The sequence below is a fragment of the Vibrio gallaecicus genome (assembly GCF_024347495.1).
Taxonomy (GTDB): Bacteria; Pseudomonadota; Gammaproteobacteria; order Enterobacterales; family Vibrionaceae; genus Vibrio; species Vibrio gallaecicus.
Window position 1 is genome coordinate 1,350,582 of sequence record NZ_AP025490.1, and the last position, 23,522, is coordinate 1,374,103.

At 42.5% G+C, this 23,522-nt stretch carries 17 protein-coding genes and 2 pseudogenes; 12 read left to right on the top strand and 7 right to left on the bottom strand.

Going from position 1 to position 23,522, the window contains the following annotated elements; all coding sequences use genetic code 11:
• Positions 1-35 precede the first annotated feature (35 nt).
• Together hrpA and OCU78_RS05980 are read left to right on the top strand one after the other, a co-directional pair.
• Positions 36-4,031 (top strand): ATP-dependent RNA helicase HrpA, encoded by a 3,996-nt coding sequence (hrpA, locus tag OCU78_RS05975; RefSeq protein ID WP_218940977.1) that lies wholly within the window; start codon positions 36-38, stop codon positions 4,029-4,031.
• A gap of 206 nt (positions 4,032-4,237) precedes the next feature.
• Positions 4,238-4,732 (top strand): outer membrane beta-barrel protein, encoded by a 495-nt coding sequence (locus OCU78_RS05980; RefSeq protein ID WP_137372637.1) that lies wholly within the window; start codon positions 4,238-4,240, stop codon positions 4,730-4,732.
• Between the two features lie 151 nt (positions 4,733-4,883).
• Here OCU78_RS05980 and OCU78_RS05985 read toward each other — a convergent pair.
• Positions 4,884-5,480 (bottom strand): annotated as a pseudogene (locus OCU78_RS05985) (hypothetical protein); the annotation flags it as partial.
• A gap of 85 nt (positions 5,481-5,565) precedes the next feature.
• Positions 5,566-6,321, bottom strand: coding sequence for a helix-turn-helix domain-containing protein (locus OCU78_RS05990; protein ID WP_137372639.1), 756 nt, complete (start codon positions 6,319-6,321; stop codon positions 5,566-5,568).
• 451 nt (positions 6,322-6,772) lie between these two features.
• On the opposite strand from OCU78_RS05990, the gene OCU78_RS05995 reads away from it, so the two are divergent.
• The 9 genes from OCU78_RS05995 to OCU78_RS06035 all read left to right on the top strand — a co-directional run bounded on the left by OCU78_RS05995 (position 6,773) and on the right by OCU78_RS06035 (position 19,649).
• Entirely contained in the window at positions 6,773-7,558 is a 786-nt protein-coding gene (locus tag OCU78_RS05995; protein ID WP_137372640.1) for a TetR/AcrR family transcriptional regulator, read from the top strand.
• Positions 7,559-7,742: 184 nt separating this feature from the next.
• Positions 7,743-10,271, top strand: coding sequence for an efflux RND transporter permease subunit (locus tag OCU78_RS06000; protein ID WP_373367619.1), 2,529 nt, complete (start codon positions 7,743-7,745; stop codon positions 10,269-10,271).
• 175 nt (positions 10,272-10,446) lie between these two features.
• On the top strand, positions 10,447-11,205 hold the full coding sequence (locus OCU78_RS06005) for an outer membrane lipoprotein-sorting protein (protein ID WP_137372804.1): 759 nt from the start codon (positions 10,447-10,449) through the stop codon (positions 11,203-11,205).
• A 9-nt stretch (positions 11,206-11,214) separates the two neighbouring features.
• A complete protein-coding gene (locus OCU78_RS06010) occupies positions 11,215-12,447 on the top strand; it encodes a hypothetical protein (RefSeq protein ID WP_137372641.1) in 1,233 nt (410 codons plus the stop codon).
• Between the two features lie 226 nt (positions 12,448-12,673).
• Complete coding sequence (locus OCU78_RS06015) at positions 12,674-13,783, top strand: GGDEF domain-containing protein (RefSeq protein WP_137372642.1); 1,110 nt, start codon at positions 12,674-12,676, stop codon at positions 13,781-13,783.
• Between the two features lie 307 nt (positions 13,784-14,090).
• Positions 14,091-15,074, top strand: coding sequence for a phenylalanine--tRNA ligase subunit alpha (pheS, locus tag OCU78_RS06020; RefSeq protein WP_004734764.1), 984 nt, complete (start codon positions 14,091-14,093; stop codon positions 15,072-15,074).
• Positions 15,075-15,092: 18 nt separating this feature from the next.
• Positions 15,093-17,495, top strand: coding sequence for a phenylalanine--tRNA ligase subunit beta (gene pheT, locus OCU78_RS06025; protein WP_137372643.1), 2,403 nt, complete (start codon positions 15,093-15,095; stop codon positions 17,493-17,495).
• 350 nt (positions 17,496-17,845) lie between these two features.
• Entirely contained in the window at positions 17,846-18,535 is a 690-nt protein-coding gene (locus tag OCU78_RS06030) for a hypothetical protein (RefSeq protein ID WP_137372644.1), read from the top strand.
• A gap of 241 nt (positions 18,536-18,776) precedes the next feature.
• Positions 18,777-19,649: an alpha/beta fold hydrolase gene (locus OCU78_RS06035; RefSeq protein ID WP_137372645.1), complete on the top strand. Its 873-nt coding sequence runs from the start codon at positions 18,777-18,779 to the stop codon at positions 19,647-19,649.
• Positions 19,650-19,819: 170 nt separating this feature from the next.
• On the opposite strand, the gene OCU78_RS06040 is transcribed toward OCU78_RS06035, so the two are convergent.
• The 4 genes from OCU78_RS06040 to OCU78_RS06055 all read right to left on the bottom strand — a co-directional run bounded on the left by OCU78_RS06040 (position 19,820) and on the right by OCU78_RS06055 (position 21,753).
• A complete protein-coding gene (locus tag OCU78_RS06040; RefSeq protein WP_240701706.1) occupies positions 19,820-20,278 on the bottom strand; it encodes a hypothetical protein in 459 nt (152 codons plus the stop codon).
• Positions 20,275-20,730 (bottom strand): hypothetical protein, encoded by a 456-nt coding sequence (locus OCU78_RS06045; protein WP_240701707.1) that lies wholly within the window; start codon positions 20,728-20,730, stop codon positions 20,275-20,277. Before OCU78_RS06045 ends, OCU78_RS06040 begins: the two co-directional genes overlap by 4 nt.
• A gap of 583 nt (positions 20,731-21,313) precedes the next feature.
• On the bottom strand, positions 21,314-21,436 hold the full coding sequence (locus tag OCU78_RS06050) for a hypothetical protein (RefSeq protein WP_257217085.1): 123 nt from the start codon (positions 21,434-21,436) through the stop codon (positions 21,314-21,316).
• A 59-nt stretch (positions 21,437-21,495) separates the two neighbouring features.
• Positions 21,496-21,753 carry a hypothetical protein gene (locus tag OCU78_RS06055; protein WP_017085640.1) on the bottom strand — a complete coding sequence of 86 codons (258 nt, stop codon included), beginning with the start codon at positions 21,751-21,753 and terminating at the stop codon, positions 21,496-21,498.
• Positions 21,754-21,811: 58 nt separating this feature from the next.
• Here OCU78_RS06055 and OCU78_RS06060 point away from each other — a divergent pair.
• A pseudogene (locus tag OCU78_RS06060) lies at positions 21,812-21,961 on the top strand (alpha/beta fold hydrolase); the annotation flags it as partial.
• A gap of 203 nt (positions 21,962-22,164) precedes the next feature.
• Here OCU78_RS06060 and OCU78_RS06065 read toward each other — a convergent pair.
• Positions 22,165-23,412: an MFS transporter gene (locus tag OCU78_RS06065; RefSeq protein WP_137372647.1), complete on the bottom strand. Its 1,248-nt coding sequence runs from the start codon at positions 23,410-23,412 to the stop codon at positions 22,165-22,167.
• Positions 23,413-23,522: the final 110 nt, after the last annotated feature.

The following is a 23,522-nucleotide window of genomic DNA, read 5'->3' on the forward strand; positions in this document are numbered from 1 at the left end:
GCGCGAGATTTTTTAGGTAAAGAATAGGACACGTTTTGACTTCGTCCCCAAATAATAAAGCGAAATCAGCTAATTCCAAGGCTGATTCAAACGCTCCTGCACATACAGCAGCCTCACAGTCTAAAACAACAAACACCCCAGCATCACTTCGCAAAGCCTTAAATGATTGCATGATGCGAGATCGTTTCCGCTTGAGTAAGCGTATATCAGGCGCTAGCCGAATTAAAAACGAACAATCAAAGAATGCTGTTTTTGATGAAATAGCGTTAGATATTGCTAAGTCTATGATGACGGCAACTCAGCGCGCGTCACACAAACCGACGATCGAATATCCTGAGATATTACCAGTCAGCCAAAAGCGTGACGAAATCGCTAAAGCCATTGCAGAAAACCAAGTGGTTATAGTGGCAGGTGAAACGGGTTCAGGTAAAACCACTCAGCTGCCTAAGATTTGTTCTGAGCTTGGCCGTGGTCGCTTTGGTTTAATTGGTCACACTCAACCAAGAAGGCTTGCTGCGCGCTCAGTTGCAAACCGCATTGCTGAAGAAATGGAAACGCCACTTGGCGAGTTTGTGGGCTATAAAGTTCGATTTAACGATCAAATTTCTGATAACACTCAAATCAAGTTAATGACAGACGGTATTTTACTGGCTGAAATTCAACATGACCGTTTCTTGAATCAATACGACACCATCATTATCGATGAAGCTCACGAACGCAGTTTAAATATTGACTTCATCATGGGTTACTTACGTGAACTTCTTCCGCGTCGCCCAGATCTTAAAGTCATCATTACTTCCGCGACTATCGACCCTGAACGTTTCTCTAAACACTTCAATAACGCTCCAATTATCGAAGTTTCTGGCAGAACTTATCCGGTTGATACACGTTACCGCCCATTAGGTGGAGACGAAAGTAGTGATAACGACCGCGATCAAATGGAAGGCATTTTTGAAGCGGTAGATGAGCTTTGCGATGAAGGGCTAGGTGACATCCTAATCTTCATGAATGGTGAGCGTGAGATTCGTGATACGGCTGACGCGCTTAGTAAACGTAATTTGCGAGACACTGAGATAGTGCCATTGTACGCACGTTTGTCATCAGGCGAGCAGAACCGCATTTTCCAATCTCATACTGGTCGTCGAATAGTACTGGCAACCAATGTCGCGGAAACGTCATTAACTGTTCCGGGTATTCGCTATGTTATTGACCCAGGTACTGCTCGAATTAGCCGTTATAGTTACCGAACCAAGGTACAGCGCTTACCGATTGAAGCTATCTCTCAGGCAAGTGCGAATCAGCGTAAAGGTCGTTGTGGTCGTGTTGCCGAAGGTATTTGTATTCGCCTATATTCAGAGGAAGATTTCGAGTCTCGTCCTGAATTTACCGATCCGGAAATTTTAAGAACAAACTTAGCTTCAGTTATTTTACAAATGACAGCGCTAGGTTTAGGTGACATTCAAGCTTTCCCATTCGTAGAAGCACCAGATAAACGCAACATTCAAGATGGTGTGAGACTACTGGAAGAATTAGGCGCGATTGCAACCGATACGAAGAAAGCCAACACTGAATCGGATTCGAAAAAGCGCCTGACGCCAATTGGTCGTCAACTGGCTAAGCTGCCTATTGACCCTCGTTTAGCTCGTATGGTTATTGAAGCACCAAATAATAACTGTTTACACGAAGTGATGGTCATTGCCTCTGCATTGTCTATTCAAGATCCACGTGAGCGTCCTTCAGAAAAAAAACAGTCTTCAGATGACAAACATAAACGTTTCTTTGATAAAGAATCGGATTTTTTCACGCTTGTTAACTTATGGAACTACATCAAAGAGCAGCAAAAGTCGCTGTCTAGTAATCAATTCCGCAAGCAGTGTAAACAAGACTTTTTAAACTATTTGCGTATTCGTGAATGGCAAGATGTGTACTTCCAAATCCATCAAGCGATGCGTGAAATGGATACCAAACTCAATAGTGAGCCGGGCAGCTACCAAGGGATCCATGTTTCTCTATTGTCTGGTTTGTTATCGCACGTTGGTATTAAAGATCAAGAGAAGAATGAATACCAGGGCGCTCGAAATGCTCGTTTTCATATCTTCCCAGCTTCCGGTTTATTTAAGAAGCAGCCCAAATGGATTATGTCAGCTGAGCTGGTGGAAACCTCTAAACTTTGGGGGCGTATCATTGCCAAGATTCAGCCGGAATGGATTGAGCCTTTAGCAAAACACCTTATTAAGCGCAGCTACAGCGAACCGCATTGGTCAAAGAAACAAGCCGCAGTTATGGCTCATGAAAAAGTGATGCTATATGGGATTCCAATTGTTCCTAAGCGTCTTGTGAATTACAGCACAATCGATACTACGGTCTGTCGTGAAATCTTTGTTCGTAGCGCTTTGGTCGAAGGTGAATGGGAAACCAAACATTCTTTCTTCAAGCAAAATCGCAAATTATTGCAAGAAGTGGAAGAGCTAGAGCATAAGTCTCGTCGTCGCGATATTCTGATTGATGACGATGAACTGTTTGATTTTTATGATCAACGTGTCAGCGAAAGTGCAGTTTCTGGTCGCCATTTTGATACGTGGTGGAAAAAAGAGAGCAAGCAGACCCCTGAATTACTGAACTTCGAAAAAGCCATGCTATTCCGAGGGGATGCAAGCCATGTAACTGACCTTGATTATCCTAACTTCTGGCATCAATCAGGCTTAAAACTCAAGTTGAGTTATCAATTTGAGCCAGGTGATAATGATGATGGTGTGACTGTTCATATCCCATTACCTATCCTAAACCAAATTGAACAGGCTGGTTTTGATTGGCAAATTCCAGGGCTTCGCCATGAATTGGTCGTGAGTTTAATTAAATCATTGCCGAAAACATTGCGTCGTAATTTTGTACCAGCACCGAATTATGCTGATGCATTTTTGTCACGTGTCACGCCATTAGAAGCACCGTTATTAGATTCTTTAGAAAAAGAATTACGAAGAATGACAGGTGTTGAAGTGTTGCGTGAAGACTGGAAGTTAGAGCAGATACCTGAGCACTTGAAAGTCACTTTCCGCGCGGTAGATCACCGTAAACGTAAGCTTAAAGAACATAAAGATCTGCATGAACTGAAAGAAAGCCTTAAAGGTAAGGTTCAAGAAACACTTTCCAAAGTTGCAGATGATGATATCGAACAGCAAAATCTGCATACATGGAGTTTTGGTGAGTTGCCAAAAGTGTATCAGCAGAAACGTGGCGGCTACGATATGAAGGCTTTCCCTGCTTTGGTTGATACCAAAGACAGTGTTGAGATTAAATTGTTCGAAACCGAGCAAGAACAAGTCTCAGCGATGAGAGCGGGTCAGCGCCGTTTAATTTTATTGAATGTGCCGTCACCAATTAAGTACCTTCATTCCAACCTTCCTAATAAATCTAAGCTAGGTTTGTACTTTAACTCGTACGGCAAAGTATTAGATTTGATCGATGACTGTATCGCTTGTGGTATTGATAAGTTAATTGAAGAGAAGGGCGGTATTGTTTGGCAACCTGAAGAGTTCGAGGCGTTGAAAGAACACGTTCGAGCTGAATTAGGCGATGCAGTTGTTGATATTGCAAAGCAGGTCGAAACGATTCTTACAACGGCATTCAATATCAATAAGAAATTGAAAGGTCGAGTTGATCTTTCAATGGCGTTCGCTTTATCGGATATCAAAGCTCAGATTGAAGGGCTAATATTTAAAGGTTTTGCAACGGAATGTGGCTGGCAACGTCTACCTGATATTCTTCGCTATATGAAAGCGATTGAGCGTCGTATGGAGAAGCTGCCGATTGACCCAAATAAAGATCGATTACATATGATTAAAGTTGAGTCGGTAATGAAGGATTACAAAGAACTCCTGAATAAAGTGCCGAAAGGGATCGTCATTCCAGAAAACGTAAAAGAAGTGCGTTGGATGATTGAAGAGCTTCGTGTAAGCTTCTTTGCACAACAGTTAGGTACGCCTTATCCTGTATCGGACAAACGAGTAAGAAACGCAATTGATGCTTGCTAAAGCGTGAGCGTAAGGTAGATATAAACTAACTAGCGTACTAACCACTTATACATTTTGTTGATGTGCAAAAGCTTATCATCATAGAGCCATGGTTCTATAACTTAGGTATAATCTTTGCATATGAACGGGTAAGACAAAATTATGGCAGTCTGGTGGCAATTTATGTCCACTTAAGGAAGCCAAAAAGCAGACTAAGAAGGTCAAACATGAAAAAAACTTTATTAGCATTAGCACTATTAGGTGCATCTTCTACAGCGATGGCTGATTCGTGGATCTATGGTGGTGCAATGGGTGGTCAAAACTCATTTGGCAACAGCGATGAAACTGCAATGGGTATCCACGCTGGTACTGGTATCTTGCCATTTATCGGTGTTGAAGCTGGCTACTGGGATCTAGGCTCATTTGGTAGCGTTAATTATAATGGTGTTGACCGTAAGAATTTAGATGCAAGTACAGCTTACTTGGCTATTAAGCCAAGTATCGATTTTGGTCCACTACATATCTACGCAAAAGCAGGTCTTCATTCATACGACTTAAAAGGCGATAGCTTTAAAGAAAGCAGCGAAGACGTGATGTACGGTGTTGGTGCTGAATACTTCATCTTTGGTCCTGTATCTGTAGGTGCAAGTTACCAGAACTTTAAAATGAAGCATGATGATTCAGGTGTTTTCTCACTGAACGCGACTATTCACTTACTATAAGTGAATCATCGAAAATCATAAGCTGAAGCCGGTTGATATTAGCCAAAAGCGGATTGATTTAAGATTAGTCATAAAAAATGCCAGCGTAATTGCTGGCATTTTTGTATTTGGTGTATTTATAAGTGTGGGTTTATCAACTTAAATCAATCGTCTACTTTCTAGCATTTAGAATTTGTTGAATACGTGGATTAAGCGCTTTTCCATGTTTAGATTCGTACTCTTCACGTTGTAAATCATTGAGATTTTTTACTGAGTTAGCCGCTAGCAAATGTTGAGGTAATTCTGTTTGCAGCATGCCTTTTTCGTCTAATCTCTTTGCTTCTAGATAGTACTTTTTAAACAGCCCATCTAACTTGTTTTCAGCTACACGTTTTAGGTCGTACAATTTATTCTGAACAAGCCACTTTTCTATCAGGTTGACAGGTGTACGTGAAAGTACGCGAATACGGCTATCCAGTAGTTCTTCTTCAGTTAATGAATCTTTGAGGATCCAAAGCTCACCCATTTGTGGTGGCCAACTGTTTCCAAGTTGGATGCGTTCATGACAATGCATTAAGACGCGGTTCAAGCCATCAGAATCAACGGAATTAGCAAATTCGATAAACTTACCACTTGGTTCACTACCGTATTGGTATTCCCATTGAGTTTCATAAACGCTAAGGAATGACCCAAACACGTGAATACACCAATCAGTTAACTCAAGCTCTGCCGGATCTTGATCAATAATCGGTACTTGTTGTGAAGCTGATGGCTCAACGACCGTACTAGAAACTGCGTTATTAGGAACGTTAGTCTCTGGTGCAGTCACTTCCGGCTGAACATTTTTAGCAGGCTCAGAAGGTTGGCTTTTTGCCTTTTTGGATAAGCTGCTGTCTGAAGCGCTCAGATGGGCTAAGCTTTTGTCGATACCCATTAGCTTGAGCTTGTCCTGCATTTCCTGAATATTGAGAGGTCTTCTGTTGTTGTCTTTCATTTTGCTTCTCGTTAACTAGCCAGTACTGCAATTTAGATTCAATACGTGATATCGGCATTAATTCATTCGCTTTGGCTTTATACCAGAGCACAAATTTCTTCCATACTAAATTATGGTCTCCAGCCAAACCAGAGAACTTAAATGCTCGCTCAGCCCAAGTCGGTATGATTTCTTCATCGAGATCATGAGTTGAAACAGTATTACCGTTCATCTGACCTCTGCTTTGAGGACGAGGAGCATTAGATACTGCTTGCATTTGATTCGGTGCTGGATGAAAAGTCGGCGGTGCAGGTACAGGTGCAGGTGCAGGTGAATAGACGGGTATAGTATTCACGGGTGCCGCTTTCTCTTCCTCCGCCAGAATTTTAAAAACGTGTATTTCTTGTGTACCTCGACGGTCCACTCTTTCTTTATTTAAGAAACCGCTGTCCACGAGTGACTTTAAACAATCCGCGAGCCCAAATACAGAGAGTGAGGTTAGTGAGGCCGCTGTATTTAAATTTAATGTCGCATACCCTTCATCGTCAGCATTGTCCGCGAGCATGAGTAAAACTAACTTCTCGGCTGGGCTGCTGGTATTCATTTTCCATGTTAGATAGGTAAACTTTGCGCTCAATGTGATGCTCTTGAAAGTAATACAACCAATACATTCATTGTAAGCTACGCCTCGTTGAAATTATAGCGACTTCAGTCAAAACGGTATCAGTCAGACAAATATTGAGCATTAACCCATGTATTAGCCAAATTAGGTGGGCATTCGGTTTGATTGAACCTCTATGGAAAAACTAGAATCTGGTTATCTACTTGGCTAAAGCATGCTTATTTGCTTTCTGGTCGGTTCATTTAGGCTATTACCTCCAAAGTTACTTATCGTGCAATGCTGATGGATTTATCACTTATTCATCAAATTAATAAGTTTTATAAAAAGCCTTGATATGATCAATATTTGCGCTATTATGACGATAAGTCAAAAATGACGAAGCGTCACAAAATGGTTGGGTACATGAATTAGTGATTCGTGTTATTATTATGAATAGGAGTTTCGCGAGTATACGGACTGAAAAATTATGTTTGGCTTTAGTTGTAAAGGTGATAAACAAAGTATCTTTGGGTGCAAATCTGGCTTGTCTAAGAAACAACAGTCGATTGCAGACCGAGAAGTAGAGCTTACGTTGTTGGCCAAAGATTTGGTTCGAGAACAAGGGTTCGGTAACTTAACAATGGATAGGCTCACTGCGGCGAGTTCATATTCTAAAGGTACGATCTACAATCACTTTTGCAGCAAAGAAGATGTAGTTTTAGCCCTTTGTATCCACTCTCTTAAAACGGAAGCAACGATGTTTGCCCGTTCTGGCGAGTTTGAAGGGAACACACGAGAGAAAATAGTAGCACTGCATGTTGCTTACCGGATTTATGCTCGCATGGAACCTGTATTGTCTACTTGCGCTATTATGGCTAAAAGCCCATGGGTATTAGAGAAAGCATCTAGTGAACGTGTGGTTGAAATGAACAAACTTGAAGAGCTTGTGATTGAGCAAGCCGATTCAATGGTCAATAAAGCGGTAGAAGTTGGCGATTTGAAATTCTCTTCAGGTGTTGCATCAGATGCCATCGTGTTTGCAAACTGGTCAATAGCATTTGGTTCAAATGCTTTGTCACAGAATGCATCTAACAGTCACTGTATCAAGCGGTTACAAGACCCTTATTCAGTATTACATAATGCGAATATGCTTCTAGACGGGTTAAACTGGCAACCTCTTTCAACTGAATGGGATTACAGGAAAACTTGGCGTCGTGTAGAGCAAGAATTATTCAGTGAAGAAGTGACCTATTTAGAATCTGTAGGTCGATAATCTTCCATTAAGCCCACGATTGTGGGTTTATTAATAACCATTAGTGACGTTTCGTCATAAACTAAAGTTTAGCCTAGCGCAGTAATAGGAAACTTAAGTTTATGACTGAGAATTGTATCTTCGACCAGCTTATGCTGGTTTTTAAAGATACAAATATGACGAATCGTCACAAATGGAGACTGTGATGGAACATGACAGCCATAACTTTAATTCGAATGACCATAGTTCGAATAACCATAGCTCAAATAAACATAGTTCGAAAAACAATAGCTCACAGAGTTCAGCTCAAAATTTAGATAACCAATCGCCAAGTTCAGACAAACAATTGTCAGGTCTTGCGAGCAATTGGTATTCATTACCCACAAAGCGTTCGTTTATTGTTTTGCTGGTGACTTTTTCAATCATATTCCTTTCTGCATTTGGAGCGAAAAATCTCTACTTCAGAGGGGATTACAACATTTTTTTTGAAGGCACCAACAAGCAATTAATGGCCTTTGAAGAGATCGAAACGACATTCGCAAAGACAGATAACCTCGCCATTGTAATCGCCCCGAATGATGGAAATGTGTTTACACCTGAAACACTAACTCTCATACAAAACTTAACCGTCGATTCTTGGCAAATTCCGTATTCAAGCCGTGTAGATTCGCTTGCCAATTACCAGCATACCGAAGCCATTGAAGATGATTTGTTGGTGGAAGATCTGCTTTATGAAGAGTATCCACATACTCCAGAGCGAATAGCTAAAGTCAAACAGATCGCGCTCAATGAACCTTTGCTTAGAAACTCGCTAGTGTCAGCGGCGGGTGATGTCACTGTTGTGAATGTCACGGTCCAGTTACCTGAAGTGGATAAAACGACTGAAGTTCAAGAAGTTATCGCAGCGATCAACATCATGATCGATAAGTACCAAGCCGAGTATCCAGATGTCGCATTCCATAAAGCAGGCATTGTGGCCATGAACAATGCATTTATGATGTCGGCTCAGGAGGATAGCTCAACGTTAGTTCCACTAATGCTTCTTGTGGTGTTGGTCTTCCTGACATTTATGCTGCGCTCGTTCTTCAGTGTAGTTGCCACTTTGCTTGTGATTATTTCTTCAATTGTTGCCACTATGGGACTATCCGGTTGGGCTGGAATGTTCCTAAGTACGGCAACCGTTAACGTACCAACTTTGGTGTTAACTCTTGCTGTGGCTGACTGCGTACACGTAATTGTGACCATGAGACAAGCCATGCAGCGCGGTATGGATAAAGCTCAAGCAATTCAATACAGCACCCAACTTAACGCTATGCCGATTTTAATCACATCAGTCACAACCGCGATCGGTTTCTTGATGATGAATATGTCTGATTCCCCAGTTCTGCGTGATTTCGGGAACTTGTCTGCATTGGGTGTCATCATTGCGTGCTTCTTATCGGTCACCATGCTCCCTGCATTACTTAAAATCTTGCCGATTAAAACCTTAAAGCCAATTCAAGCATCACAAGAAAAAGTGACGTTTATGGATAGGTTAGGTGACTTTGTCGTAGCAAACCGCAAAGCATTGTTACCTATATCGACACTCGTGATTGTGGGTGCTGCAGCGTTAGTTCCATTAAACAAAGTAAATGATGAATCCGTAAAGTATTTCGATACTTCAAGTGAGTTCAGACAAGCGGCTGATTTCATGGAAGAGACCATCAGCGGGATGACGAACATCAGTATTGCAGTCAAGACTAACGAGTCACAAGCGATTGCCGATCCTGTGTTTTTGAAAGCGGTAGGAGATTTTTCTGAGTGGCTGCGAGTTCAACCAGAAATAGACCATGTTGCAACGCTTTCCGATGTCTACATGCGCCTGAACAAGAACATGCACGGTGATGATGACAGCTACTATCAGTTGCCTTTAAACCGAGAGCTTGCCGCTCAGTACTTACTGCTTTACGAAATGTCTTTACCTTATGGTTTAGATTTGAATAACCAAATCAACGTCGATAAGTCGTCTATCAAAATGGTTCTGACGGTAGATAACTTAGGCAGTGTTGAATTAGTTGAACTGGAAGAGCGTATTTACACATGGTTTGCTGCAAATGCACCTCAGTATGAAGTGCTGGCGTCTAGCCCCTCATTAATGTTTGCTCATATCGGTGAGACAAATATGGCTAGTATGCTGTCAACTTTACCTATCACTCTGGTTCTTATTTCTGGGTTGATGATCTTTGCACTTCGATCGACTCGATTAGGGATGATCAGCTTAGTGCCAAATATTGCTCCAGCGATTATTGGTTTCGGTCTTTGGGCTCTGATATCAGGTGAAATCAACCTCGGCTTATCAGTGGTGGTAACACTTACACTGGGGATTGTGGTTGATGATGCAGTGCATTTCTTGAGTAAGTATCAACGCGCAAGAATGGAAGGTCAGTCGGCTGAAGAAGCCGTTCGTTATGCTTTCCACACCGTTGGGCGCGCCCTTTGGATCACCACAGTAGTTCTCGTGGCTGGTTTCTCAGTACTGGCGATGTCGAGCTTCAGACTTAACTCAGACATGGGCTTATTGAGTTCGATTGTTATTTTTATCGCGCTAGTGGTTGATTTCATTTTGCTACCAAGCCTGCTGATGATTTTTGACAAGAAAACCCATTACCAAGCTGAGTCAAATTCAGTTAAATCCGACTTAGGTTCGAATACCGCTTCTACTTCACCTCAAGCTGTTTCAGCGATTGCTAAATAAGGAATAAGTAATTGGCTTGCGCCTAAGGTTAGCGAGCCAATTGCATAAGGAACTTACTATGAAAAACCAATACTCAATGACCAATATGAACAACCTAAATACACAATCAAAAATGCCTCAATCATTTTTCAATACAACGTTTATCACTGCGTTTAATTCAGCCGCAATTGTTGGTATGAGCTTCATGTTGGCTTTCTCAGCGGGCAGTGCATTTGCTGATGAGGCTAGAGGGCTGGAAATCGCAGAGCAGCGTAAAACGGTTGATATGGGGTGGGGCGACTCTGTGGCAACAATGGAAATGCTACTTAGAAATAAGCAAGGTGAAAGCAGCACTCGCTTAATGCGATTGAAGTCTTTAGAAGTTGATGATGACGGAGATAAAGGGCTAACTATTTTTGACGAGCCACGTGATGTCAAAGGAACGGCTTTTTTAAATCATTCGCATATCACAGAGTCAGATGATCAATGGTTGTATCTACCTGCGTTGAAACGAGTGAAACGTATTTCTTCACGTAACAAATCCGGTCCATTCATGGGCAGTGAATTTGCGTACGAAGACTTGAGTTCATTTGAACTGGAAAAGTACACATTTAACTACATTGAAGACGCAAAAATCGAAGGTATCGATACTTTTGTTTTAGAGCAAGTCCCTACCGATAAAAACTCAGGTTACACCATGCAAAAAGTATGGCTAGACCAACAGTATTATCGCCCAATTAAAGTTGAGTTTTACGACCGAAAAGGGGCGTTACTGAAGACGTTGTCATTCCAAGACTACCAGCAATACCTAAACCAATACTGGCGAGCTCATACTATGGCGATGCAAAATCACCAAACAGGCAAGAGCACAGTATTAACCACGACCAAGTTAGCGTTCCAAACGGGTCTTAACGATAAAGATTTCCAAAAAAATACACTTAAACGTGCAAAATAAGGAATGAAGATGAAAAGGATTGTGTCAGCAGGAACGCAGTTATCCTTAACCTTGGCGGCGACCTTGGGGCTTTTACAAGTGTCGTCACCTTGTGTTGCAGCAAGCTTTAGTTCTGAGCTCGTAGAACAGGTCAGCCCAGAGCTAGCAGGGCAAGTTAACCTTGAGCACAGGCAATTTTTTAGCGATGGCTTACAAGGTCAGGATAAAGGGCAAACCTCACTGGTGTTACAGCCAGAGTTTTATTGGGAGCAAGAAGAGGGCAACGGCAGTTTTACTTTTACGCCATTTTATCGATTCGACAGCGAAGATGATGAGCGAACCCATGGAGATATTCGCGAAGCTTTATATCTTACATATTGGGACGACTACGAGCTACGAGTTGGGGTAGGTAAAGTGTTTTGGGGGGTTACGGAATCTGCTCATTTAGTGGATGTGGTCAACCAAACGGATGCGATTGAATCAGTAGATGGTGAAGCTAAGCTTGGTCAGCCTATGGTTCATTTTACCTCGGTAAAAGACTGGGGCGCTATAGATGCAATGTTGCTTCCGTATTTCCGTGAACGAACTTTTGCTGGTGAAGACGGCAGGTTAAGACCTACAGTCATTGTGTCTGAAGACGCCATTTATGAATCATCGAGAGAAGAAAAGCACGTTGATGTAGCACTACGCTATAGCCAAATGTACGGTGATTGGGATGTAGGATTAAGCTATTTAGGCGGCACAAACCGCGACCCTTATTACCGTGTAGAAGGCCATGAACTCAAGCCATATTACGCGCAAATGCAGCATTTTGGGCTAGATGTGCAAGGCATCATTGGCGATTGGTTATGGAAACTTGAAAGTATTTATCGCGACAGCTATGACAACCACACTGGCGTGGCGACAGGCTTTGAATACACATGGGTTAGGGCGCTTGAATCTTATTGGGACATTGGTTTCATTGCTGAATACTTGTATGACAGTCGAGGCAATAACGCGCAGACTATTGGACAAAATGATGTATTTCTTGGGGCGCGTTTCGCTTTAAACGATGAAGATGGAACCGAGGTGCTCACGGGGATCACACAAGATCTTGATAATAGCGATGTCTATAGTGCGAAGCTTGAAGCCTCAAGCCGCATCAATAACAACCTAAAGTGGCGATTAAACGCGTGGTTGTTTGAAAATGAAACGCCTGATGATCTGCTGTATTTCGCTAGAAAGGATGATTTTGTTGAACTGGCATTGGAATATTATTTTTAATGATATTTTATTGGGGCGTTCTTGTTGAAAGGAGCGCTCCAAATCTAGAATGATTTTCTATTTATAACGATCAAGATCGTCTTTTTTATTAAAGGGGGGAACAATCGAATAGACCCACATGTAAGATGGTTATAATTTTATGACCATCTATAGCCTTTATGTATGATTTTATGGTCATCATATATGAGTGTAAGGTGTATCAGGCAATGCGGGGACAGAGGGATTTATGAATTCATTTACATGGGATAAGAACTTTGAAACAGGCATTGATTCGGTCGATGAACAGCATCAGTATCTTGTCGGTTTCATTAACCACTATGGTAATCTGTTGTCGGAAAACACCCTCTCTATCGACGACATTAGCGTTGCTTTGCTTGATCTTACACGCTATGCCGAATTTCATTTTAAAGAAGAAGAGTCTTTGATGAGAGAACGCGGTGTGTACAACCTGCACATTGAAGAGCACGTCAAAGTTCATCGCATGTTCATGCAAGACATCTACAGCATGCAAGCTTTCATCTTAGAAGAAGATCAGTTGTCGGCGAGGCAGTTACTTGATTTTTTAATCCATTGGCTTGCTTACCATATTCTCGGAATCGATCAAAACATGGCGCGACAAGTAGCGGCAATAGAAGAGGGCGCCACACCGCTGCAAGCCTTTGAGGTTGAAGAAAAGCAGAACGACTCGTCAACCGTCCCTTTATTAGCCGCTCTTAAAGGATTATTTGAGCAAGTCTCTGAGCGTAATAAGCAGTTGTTACGGTTCAACCAGCTTCTTGAATCTAAAGTCGAAGAGCGAACCGCAGAGTTAAAACGAGCGAATAAACAACTCGAAGAACTGTCGTTAACCGACTCACTCACCAAATTACCAAACCGTCGAAGTGCATTTAAACAGTTAGCCGTACATTGGCAAGACTCCAAAGAATTCGGTACACCTTTAGTGTGTATCATGATAGATGCGGATCACTTCAAGTGCATTAATGATACTTGTGGGCACGATGCTGGCGATTTGGTTTTGCAAACCCTTGCTCGTGAACTAAAAAACTCGTTTCGTAATGATGATATTGTTTGCCGATTGGGCGGTGATGAGTTTTTAATTATTTGCCCACATACCGATCTTAAAGGCGGTATGTACGTTGCGGAAATCACTCGACAAAAAGTGTCTGAGTTACAGGTTGAAACGGGCAATCAGATTTGGATTGGTAGTATAAGCGTGGGTGTAGCTGAACTCACCCAAGCATTTGGATCAATCAATGAGTTGATTAAAGCCGCAGATGAGTCAGTGTATTTAGCGAAAAATTCAGGGAAAAACAGTGTCCGATCGATTCAGATTTAAAACGTATCTCACTGTATATTTAAACGGATCTTGCTTCAGATATAAGCCTATCTTACTTTAGATTCAGAACCCAGCCCACTTACAAGCCTAGGCTTAGCTCACTTCCAAATAAAGGAGTGGTACTCATATTTGTTCCACTTCTTCTTACTCCTCATTAATATCCTGTTAAATTTGCCGTGTTTTTAGTCAATAACTTGTTCTTTTAGCGATTCAATTTGGCATTGTTAGCGTGTTTGATTACTATGTGTAGCTATCTAAAAAACTAATCATCCGATACGGACACTACCAACTGGTAGATGAGGAAATGATGCAACATCTAGAAGAGATCATTGCTAATGCAACGACTGCTATTGATACAGCAGATTCGTTAGTCGCACTTGATGAAGTGCGAGTTCAGTATTTAGGTAAGAAGGGTGAACTCACTCTTCAACTACAAAGCCTAGGTAAACTTCCACCTGAAGAGCGTCGCACTGCTGGTCAAGAGATCAACAAAGCGAAAGGTGCTGTTCAACAAGCGATCGCAGCTCGCAAAGACGCACTACAACGTGCAGAGCTTGAAGCGAAACTAGCTGAAGAAACTATCGATGTGAGCCTACCAGGTCGTCGCATTGAGAACGGTGGTCTTCACCCAGTGACTCGCACAGTTGAGCGTATCGAACAGTTCTTTGGTGAGCTTGGCTTTAGCACTGAGTCTGGCCCTGAGATTGAAGATGCATTCCACAACTTTGATGCACTAAACATCGCAGACGATCACCCAGCTCGTACTGATCACGATACTTTCTTCTTCAACCCTGATCTAATGCTACGTACGCACACTTCTGGTGTTCAAATCCGTACGATGGAAAACGGCAAACCGCCATTCCGCTTCATTGCTCCGGGTCGTGTTTACCGTAACGACTACGATCAAACTCACACGCCAATGTTCCACCAAGTGGAAGGTATGTTAGTTGATGAAAACGTAAACTTCGCACAACTTAAAGGCATTCTTAACGATTTCCTTTGTAACTTCTTTGAAGAAGAAGTTGAAGTGCGTTTCCGTCCTTCATTCTTCCCGTTCACAGAACCTTCAGCTGAAGTTGACGTGAAACGTAAAGATGGCAAATGGCTAGAAGTTCTAGGCTGTGGCATGGTTCACCCTAACGTACTTCGCTCTGTTGGCATCGACCCTGAGAAATACTCTGGTTTTGCATTCGGTATGGGTGTAGAGCGTCTAACGATGCTTCGTTACGGCGTAAATGACCTTCGTGCGTTCTTCGAGAACGACCTTCGTTTCCTTAAACAATTCAAGTAATCCGGGGCAGTCAAAACTATGAAATTCAGTGAATCTTGGCTACGCGAGTGGGTTAAACCTGCAATTAACAGCGAAGAGCTAGCTCACCAAATCACTATGGCTGGTTTGGAAGTTGACGATGTAGAACCTGTTGCTGGTGAATTCACCGGCGTTAAAGTAGGTAAAGTGGTTGAGTGCGGTCAGCACCCAGACGCAGACAAACTACAAGTTACAAAGATCGACATTGGTGAAGAAGAACTTTTAGACATCGTATGTGGTGCATCTAACTGTCGTCTTGGCCTAACGGTAGCAGTAGCAACAGTTGGTGCAGTTCTGCCTGGTAACTTCAAAATCAAGAAAGCAAAACTACGTGGCGTTCCATCGCACGGCATGCTTTGTTCTTTCTCTGAGCTAGGTATCGACGTAGAGTCTGACGGCATCCTTGAGCTACCAGAAGGCACAACGCTAGGTATGGACGTACGTGAGCTTCTTGAGCTTAACGACGTAACTATCGACGTAGACCTAACAGCAAACCGCGCAGACTGCTTCAGCATTCGTGGCCTTGCTCGTGAAGTTGGCGTACTAAACCGCGCAGACGTTACAGAGCCAACAGTTGACGCTGTTGCAACAAGCATTGAAGACACAGTATCTATTGAAATCAAAGCAACTGATGCTTGTCCACGTTACCTTGGCCGTGTGGTTAAGAACGTAAACGTGAAAGCGGAATCTCCAATCTGGATGCAAGAAAAACTGCGCCGTTGTGGTATCCGTTCAATCGACCCAGTTGTAGACATCACAAACTACGTGATGCTAGAGCAAGGCCAACCAATGCACGCATTTGATCTTGCTAAGATCGAAGGTGGTATAGTGGTTCGTCTAGCAGAGCAGGGCGAAAAGCTAACACTTCTAGATGGCAACGAAGCTGAACTAAACAGCAACACACTTGTTATCGCAGACCAAAACAAAGCACTAGCAATCGCTGGCATCTTTGGCGGTCAAGATTCAGGTGTTACTACTGAAACAACAGACGTACTTCTTGAAGCAGCATTCTTCGCACCGGATCACATCCGTGGTCGCGCACGTGCTTACGGCCTTCACACAGATTCTTCTCTACGTTTCGAACGTGGTGTTGATTCAACGCTACAAGCAGCAGCAATGGAGCGTGCAACACAGCTTCTAGTTGAAATCTGTGGTGGTGAAGTTGCGCCAGTAAACGGCAGCGAATCTGAAGCTGATCTACCAAAAGCAAACGTAGTTGCTCTACGTCGCGCTAAGCTAGACAGCCTACTAGGTCACGAAATCCCATCTACAGACGTAGTGGAAATTCTTACTCGCCTAGGTTGTGACGTTGAGACGACTGAAGCTGGTTGGACGGCAACGTCTCCATCTTGGCGTTTTGATATCGCAATCGAGCAAGACCTAATTGAAGAAGTAGGTCGTATCTACGGTTACGATAACATTCCAAACCAAGCGCCTAAAGCAGCACTTAAAATGAATGACCACAAAGAAGCTAACCAACCGCTTAAGCGCGTTCGTGACCTTCTTGTAGACCGTGGCTACCACGAAGCAATCACATACAGCTTCGTAGAACCAGAACAGCAAAAACTTGTTGTACCTGGTGTTGAGCCGCTAATCCTGCCATTCCCAATCTCTGCGGACATGTCAGCAATGCGTCTTGGTCTAATCCAAGGTCTTCTAAACACAGTGGTTCACAACCAGAAGCGTCAACAGTCTCGCGTTCGTCTATTCGAATCAGGCCTACGTTTCATCCCTGAAGCAACGGCTGAAAACGGCATGCGCCAAGAAATGATGCTTGCGGGCGTTATCTCTGGTACTCGTGGCGAAGAGCACTGGGACATTGCAACTAACACTGTAGATTTCTTCGATCTTAAAGGTGACCTAGAAGCAGTACTTGAGCTTTCAGCAAACGAAATCGCATACAGCTTCAAATCTGCTAAGCACCCTGCACTTCACCCAGGTCAAACTGCGGCTATCGTAGTAGACGCTGGTCTCGAAACCGAGAGAGAAGTGGGTATCATTGGTACTGTTCACCCAGAACTAGAGCGTAAGTTTGGTCTTAACGGCCGTACTATCGTATTCGAAATCGAATGGGCAGCTATCAACACTCGCGTGCTTCCAGAAGCAGTAGCAGTATCTAAGTTCCCTGCAAACCGTCGTGATATCGCAGTCGTTGTTGATGAAGCAGTAGCTTCTGGCGACATCGTAGATGCGTGTATCGCAGCGGGTGGTGAATTCCTAACAGGCGCTAAACTGTTCGACGTATACGTTGGTCAAGGCGTTGAAGAAGGTAAGAAGAGCCTAGCAATCGCACTTAGCCTACAGTCTGTAGAGCGCACACTTGAAGATGCAGACATCGCTGGTTCAGTAGATGCTATCGTAGCTTCAATCTCAGAGAAATTCGGCGCAGCACTTCGCGACTAATCTCTTCTGATAGATAGAAAAAATCAAAGGCCTCGCATTGCGAGGCCTTTTTGTTTTTTGGCAAGAAGAGGGGCTAACCTCATTATTGGACAAAAACACCTCAGAGTAAATCGCATATAATCCAGGTTTCAGAAAACTTCTCATATCCTAAATGGAAAAATTGTAGGGTTAATGACGGTCCGTTAGCTAATAATACATGGTTGATATCATCATAGTGAACGGACTGGCGTTGATTGTTTTTTTGCTAAGTATCGGAATTTAATGCCTAGTGCACAGCTGTCTAAAACTTTTGTCTTTATACTGTTTTCTTTCTCCAGTCAGAGACCTATAACAATCAGTTGGATTTAAAAATGAAAAAACTAAAAGCAATATATTTTGTTTTTCTAATAACATTAGTTTCTAGTCATAATGTGTCTGCATTTATCAGTGAAGAAGAGCTGGGGTCAGAGCCCCCTTTCAACTCGCTAGATTGGAATTCCGGTTATAGCGATGAGCCGATACTTTACCCATTGCCATCCGCCTTATATGTATCTCAATCTCCAACAGACACTTCGGTATTCGCCTATCAGGAAAATTTGATAAACGGTAGGGTAGTTAAATCTAGCAGCCAACTTAGTTCAAAGAGTTCTTATACAATCTTTAATGATCCTTTATTGACGAATACAATTGGTTTTGTCATTTATGAAGCTGTAAGTGCGTATATGTCATATGGCGTGGCAACTGGCTATGGTAATGATGCAGTTGGAGGGACTCAAGTTTTTCTCGGTATAGCTTCTGGGGGTCAACTTCCTTTTACAGGATATACATTGTTGGCACTTGGAGGATACAATTTACTTAATGATGTTGAAAGAGAACAAGATGAGGATGGTGATCGCAAAATAAATGAAGATGTATTTTGGATAAATTTCGTTGGGATGAACCTACTCAACCTAGAATCTACCTTAAATATGTCGTTTTTTGGTCCAGACTCAAGTCAAAAGGTATACTTCTACCCTGATAATAAAGGCGATTGGTTTATCAACTATAACTACAAATTCTAGAGCATAAGCAATGTTCTGCGCTTTGCCATAACTACAAGTATCGCAAACTCAGTAGCGTAATCTGTTGCTGAGTAATCGCACTAAAGCGTAATGAGGCAAAAATGAGTTTCTCAAGTCACCACAACAGAAGAACTTTTATCTAAATCCCCCTTGACCCGTCTACAACTTCACACTTTATAGTGACTACATTGATTGAGAGGGGCGCTTTCTGTGTTCCCTCCAAAGTAAGTAGAGAGACACTATGAAACGTTTAATTCTAAACATCACATTCTTGGTATTCATGGCACTTAGTAGCATGAATGCCATGGCTCATGATTCAACGGTTAAGTACGGTATTGCGGTATCTCACGATGGTGAGCAAGTTGCGTATGGCAAAAGCGGGGGTGGGGACACGGCGTTGATCTTCATTCACGGCTGGAGCTTAGACAGCAGACTGTGGCAAAACCAAGTGAGTGAGTTTTCAAAGCATTATCAAGTAATCACCATGGACTTAGCAGGGCACGGTAACTCATCGTTCAACCGCGAAGAGTACACCATGGTTGCGTTCGCTGAAGACATCAAAGCCGTCATCGAAAAAGAACAACTCGAATCTGTCATCTTAGTCGGCCATTCCATGGCGGGTGGTGTTATTGCAGAAGCCGCTAAACTGATGCCGAAAAGAGTGAAGGGCATTATTGGTGTAGACACATCGCAAAACGTTGCACTAGCGGTATCACAAAGCGACCTAGATGCAATGACTAAACCCTTTGAAGCTGACTTCCAAGCGGGTATCACTATGTTCGTGAAAGACTCGCTACCAAAAGACGTAGACGCGGATTTACTTTACTGGGTAACGCAAGACATGGCATCAGCACCGCCCGCTATCGCGGTAAACCAGTTCCGCCATTATCTAGGTCAATACGTGACAGGCGAAGCCCACCGCGTGTATGAGAACGTCAATGTGCCAGTAATATTGGTTAACGCTCGCCTATGGCCAACCGATTCAGAAGCGAACAAGAAACACATCAAGGATTACAGCATTTACTACATTGAAGACTCAGGCCACTTCCCAATGCTTGAGCAACCACAGCAATTCAACACAACGTTGATGAAAGCGGTGAAGTCAGTGAAGTAGGGCGCTGTAGTGGTTAAAAGGTGGATGTAATCGGTGATAGGTAAAACTAAGGCCTAGCGTGTGCGAGGCCTTTTGTTATTTGGAGGTTTTGGTCGAATCCCAGAACTGTCTTTCACAATACTGATCTCATGGTCTTCATCCTATAGAGCAGACAGATGGGTACTGAGTGGCTAGTCGTTCCGGGTCATATTCGGCATTTGTCCTAACATGCCATTTTCGCCGAAATGGAATGTTTCAAGTTGGGCTCTGGGTGTGGTACTCGACTTTATCGAGCTGGTATGGAGCGCCTCATCCTTTGTGCTAGCGGCGTAAAGTTGCCCAGAGAACGGAATGCTGGTGTCGTAATTTTCAAACCATACTGCCATTGCTTCCGTAAGCAAATTATCAGATTTGTCGACATGCGCTAAGTAAGACTTGTGGTTGGCAAATATTCTCAAGTCATGAACCAAGTTGGGCGTGTTGTCGTCCGGGAAGACCGCTGCCATCAAAATGCCAGGAATCTTCTGGTGCCACATGTCACAGACGGTCTCGAATGACGTACCTAAATTCTGTATTTGTCCTGGCTTCACATAACGCGTCGTAAATCCAAACAGCGGAGGACCTTCTTCCCTACCGCCATCAGGTTTCATGAAACCTGATGGCTTGTCTTAAATTCATACTTTACGTCCGAAGCTGCTTTCGCTCGGTTTTTTGTTTCTTCGTTCCACCCGCCAAACACGGTTAATGTGTCTAGGTTTTCAGGCGAGTAATCATACTTATCCCACACGGATTCTGCCTGAGTAGAGCGAGACAAGTCATCGTTAAACGCACTGGCACTTCGGACCCATAAAATATGCCAGTATGCCAAAGGATCTTCTGTATCAGGAAAGGCAAAGATTGCTTTAATGTCTGGGTTTTCTTCGTAAGCTGACTTTGAATGCGCTTGGTACGCATGCTTAAATTCAGCAAGTTTCTCTTTTTTTATATGACGCTTACCGTAAACAAGAACCGGGGTTACTTGTGCCGAGTCAGAGATAACAGCAGTTTCTTCAAATTGGGATAAAACGGGATTTACTTGTTCATTATCATCTTTCTTTTGCATGTCTTCTCCTAACTGAGTGTCAATTTTTATCTACTATTGATAGTGAAAGTTTAGTTTTAATTCGCCTAGAACGAGCATCTATTATCTTAGGTTTGATAAAAGCCATGCTGCCAAATGTTCTAAGGACACCTTATTCACTGTTATCTCTTGTCTGTTCTGAGGCCAACAGATCATCCCTAGTTTTAGCGGTACGAAGCGTAATAAGTTGCTGGGTGATTTCTCGTTGTGTCTTCATATTTATCTCTAGTTAATTCTGAGTGAAATACAAAGCCTAGATACAAAAAAACCTCTGGCGATGAATCACTCAGAGGTCTTTTATTGACGCAAAAAACTACCTCCTGAGTAACCTCATGGTGGTAGTGGTGGTGGTTTTTGCGTTTAGGTTAATTTTGTTCATAGGGGTAATTATTAACACTTTGTAGATATCCGCACAAGGTAAATTAAGATTCCACAACAGTAGAAATGGGTCTGTTGTGTTCTTGAGCTGACAGCAGCGCTTACTCTCATTTCCCCTATGTTTGGTACAAGTGTTCTTGAAGCCAAATCGTAACATGATGGCTTCTGTAATTCTCATGAGAGCAGTTTACTTGTTGTCTTGAGAGTCTTTATATTTCTTTGCAATCCACTCATGCAAATGAAGCCCCGATTGACGCTTTAGGAATACACTGATACCAGCCAAAATTAACAGTCCAATTATTGTGCCCATAATCATCTCCACGCTTTGTCATTTTTAAATTCATTTTAATCAATACGTTAGTGTTTTGATTAATCCATTGATTTCATCATTTTATCTATATTAAGCCCACCAAGATCCTCGAGGTTATTCTTAATCTCTTCATCGATTGATAGCTGGCGTTCCACTTTCTTTATTTCCTTCTCAAGAAACTTTTCAACTTCTTGAGATACGTTGAACATTAAGCCTTGTTCACGCGCTGCTTTTCTCGCTCGTTTAAGACGAACATCTAAGTCTGATGAGATTTTGATGTTCAGTGATACTTTGGATTGTTTTTTCTGTAATGACATATTGATTCTCAATTTTATCTAAAAAATACTATAAACTTTTCTACCTTTTTAGCAAGAAAATTCGAGATTGACGGATTTAAGGGCGAACAAGAAACACATCAAGGATTACAGCATTTACTACATTGAAGACTCAGGTCACTTCCCAATGCTTGAGCAACCACAGCAATTCAACACAACGTTGATGAAAGCGGTTAAGTCGGTGAAGTAAGGCGCTTGCACGTTAGAATAGGCTGATAATCCCCTCCTAACCTCCCCTTTGTTTACATCTCCAATCTCTTGTTGGTAATGGGAAAGGGGAGGAACTAAATACCGAATGCTACATGTGCTGCTATATGTTCAGCGGCAAAGAATGTGCTCCCCCTCATTCTTATATCTCAAGAGATCGGGTCACCCCATTCGAGGGGGAGGCTTTCACACAGACTCTGTTTTGACTACTTCACGGCAGCCGAGGAAATAAAGCGAAGAGATTAAGAGTACAGAACCACACAATATCCAACTAAGGGATATGCCGTAATACTCAGAAATGAATCCCAAAGCTAAAGAAGCCAGTACGCCGCCACCTGTAACGGCGAAAGAACTTATGGACAAAATTGTTGATCGCATCTCTTCTGGAGTATTTTCATTAAGTAATACCTGCTCAGAGTTGTTGCCCATTGTTAGGAGAAAGAAAAACGTCAAATACAGTAGAGCAAAGTTCATGGTGTTGCTGGTGTTGGCAAGTAAGATCAGCGACAGGCCGGCAAGTGCGCGAGTCACAAACATTAAAGCCTTGTGAGAACCGCCAAACACATTTAACAAGGGAACGGACACTATTGACGATAAAGCGGACATCAAGAAGTACAGTGCCGATATGATGCCAAAAAGTGTTAAATCTTTGGACTGCATTCCCATTAATTCTGATAGGTAGGGTTGCCAGAGGTTTTCAACAGCACTCATTGTTGCGCCAAATACGAGTGTTGCCTGAATAACTAACCTTAACGTCCAGTGGTTTAGAGAGAAGTTAAGTGCCTGAACACTCGTTTTTACCGCGATTATGATGGTGCTTTTGTGGCTTTCTTTGATTCTTTTCTGCTCATCAGGAAGTAATAGCCGTGTCAGAAAAAGCAAGATAATACTTGATACGCTAGTGACGAAAATACTGATGTCATACACGTCAAATGACTCAAAATATGAACTCACCATACTGTTAGGTAAAACACCACCGAACAGACATCCGGTTGCTAGCCCTACGGTAACAAACACATTAACTTTTGCCATAGCTGTATGGTACGAATTATCTCCAGGGATACGATCAAATGCATCATAGAACCATGCGTCGAGAGTCCCGGAGTAAACGGCTTTAGAAGCGCCTAAGAACATGGCGCTAATTAAGATACTGCTCAAGCTATTTGCATAGAGTAGATTGAGACAGCCAAGTAGAGTAAGTACTAGCGAGTACGAATATGTTTTTTTTCGTCCAATGGTGTCAGCAAGACCACCGACTGGTATCTCTAGTATTGTAGTGCTTCCGATCCAAACAGCCATGACAATCCCAACTTCCGTTAGGTTTAGTCCCCTAGACTGAAAAATAAGAATAATGACAGGAATAAGTAGCCCAACTACTGTCCAATGTAGATATTGTTGTATGCCAAATCGTACAACTAACTCATTTCGTTGCATCAATATGTTCCTTTGCTTATTTTAAATGGCATTATCTCTGATTGATACTTAAGTGCAATTGATGGATAGAAAGGATAGTATTGTGATACTTTTGGTGTCTGCATTGAGAT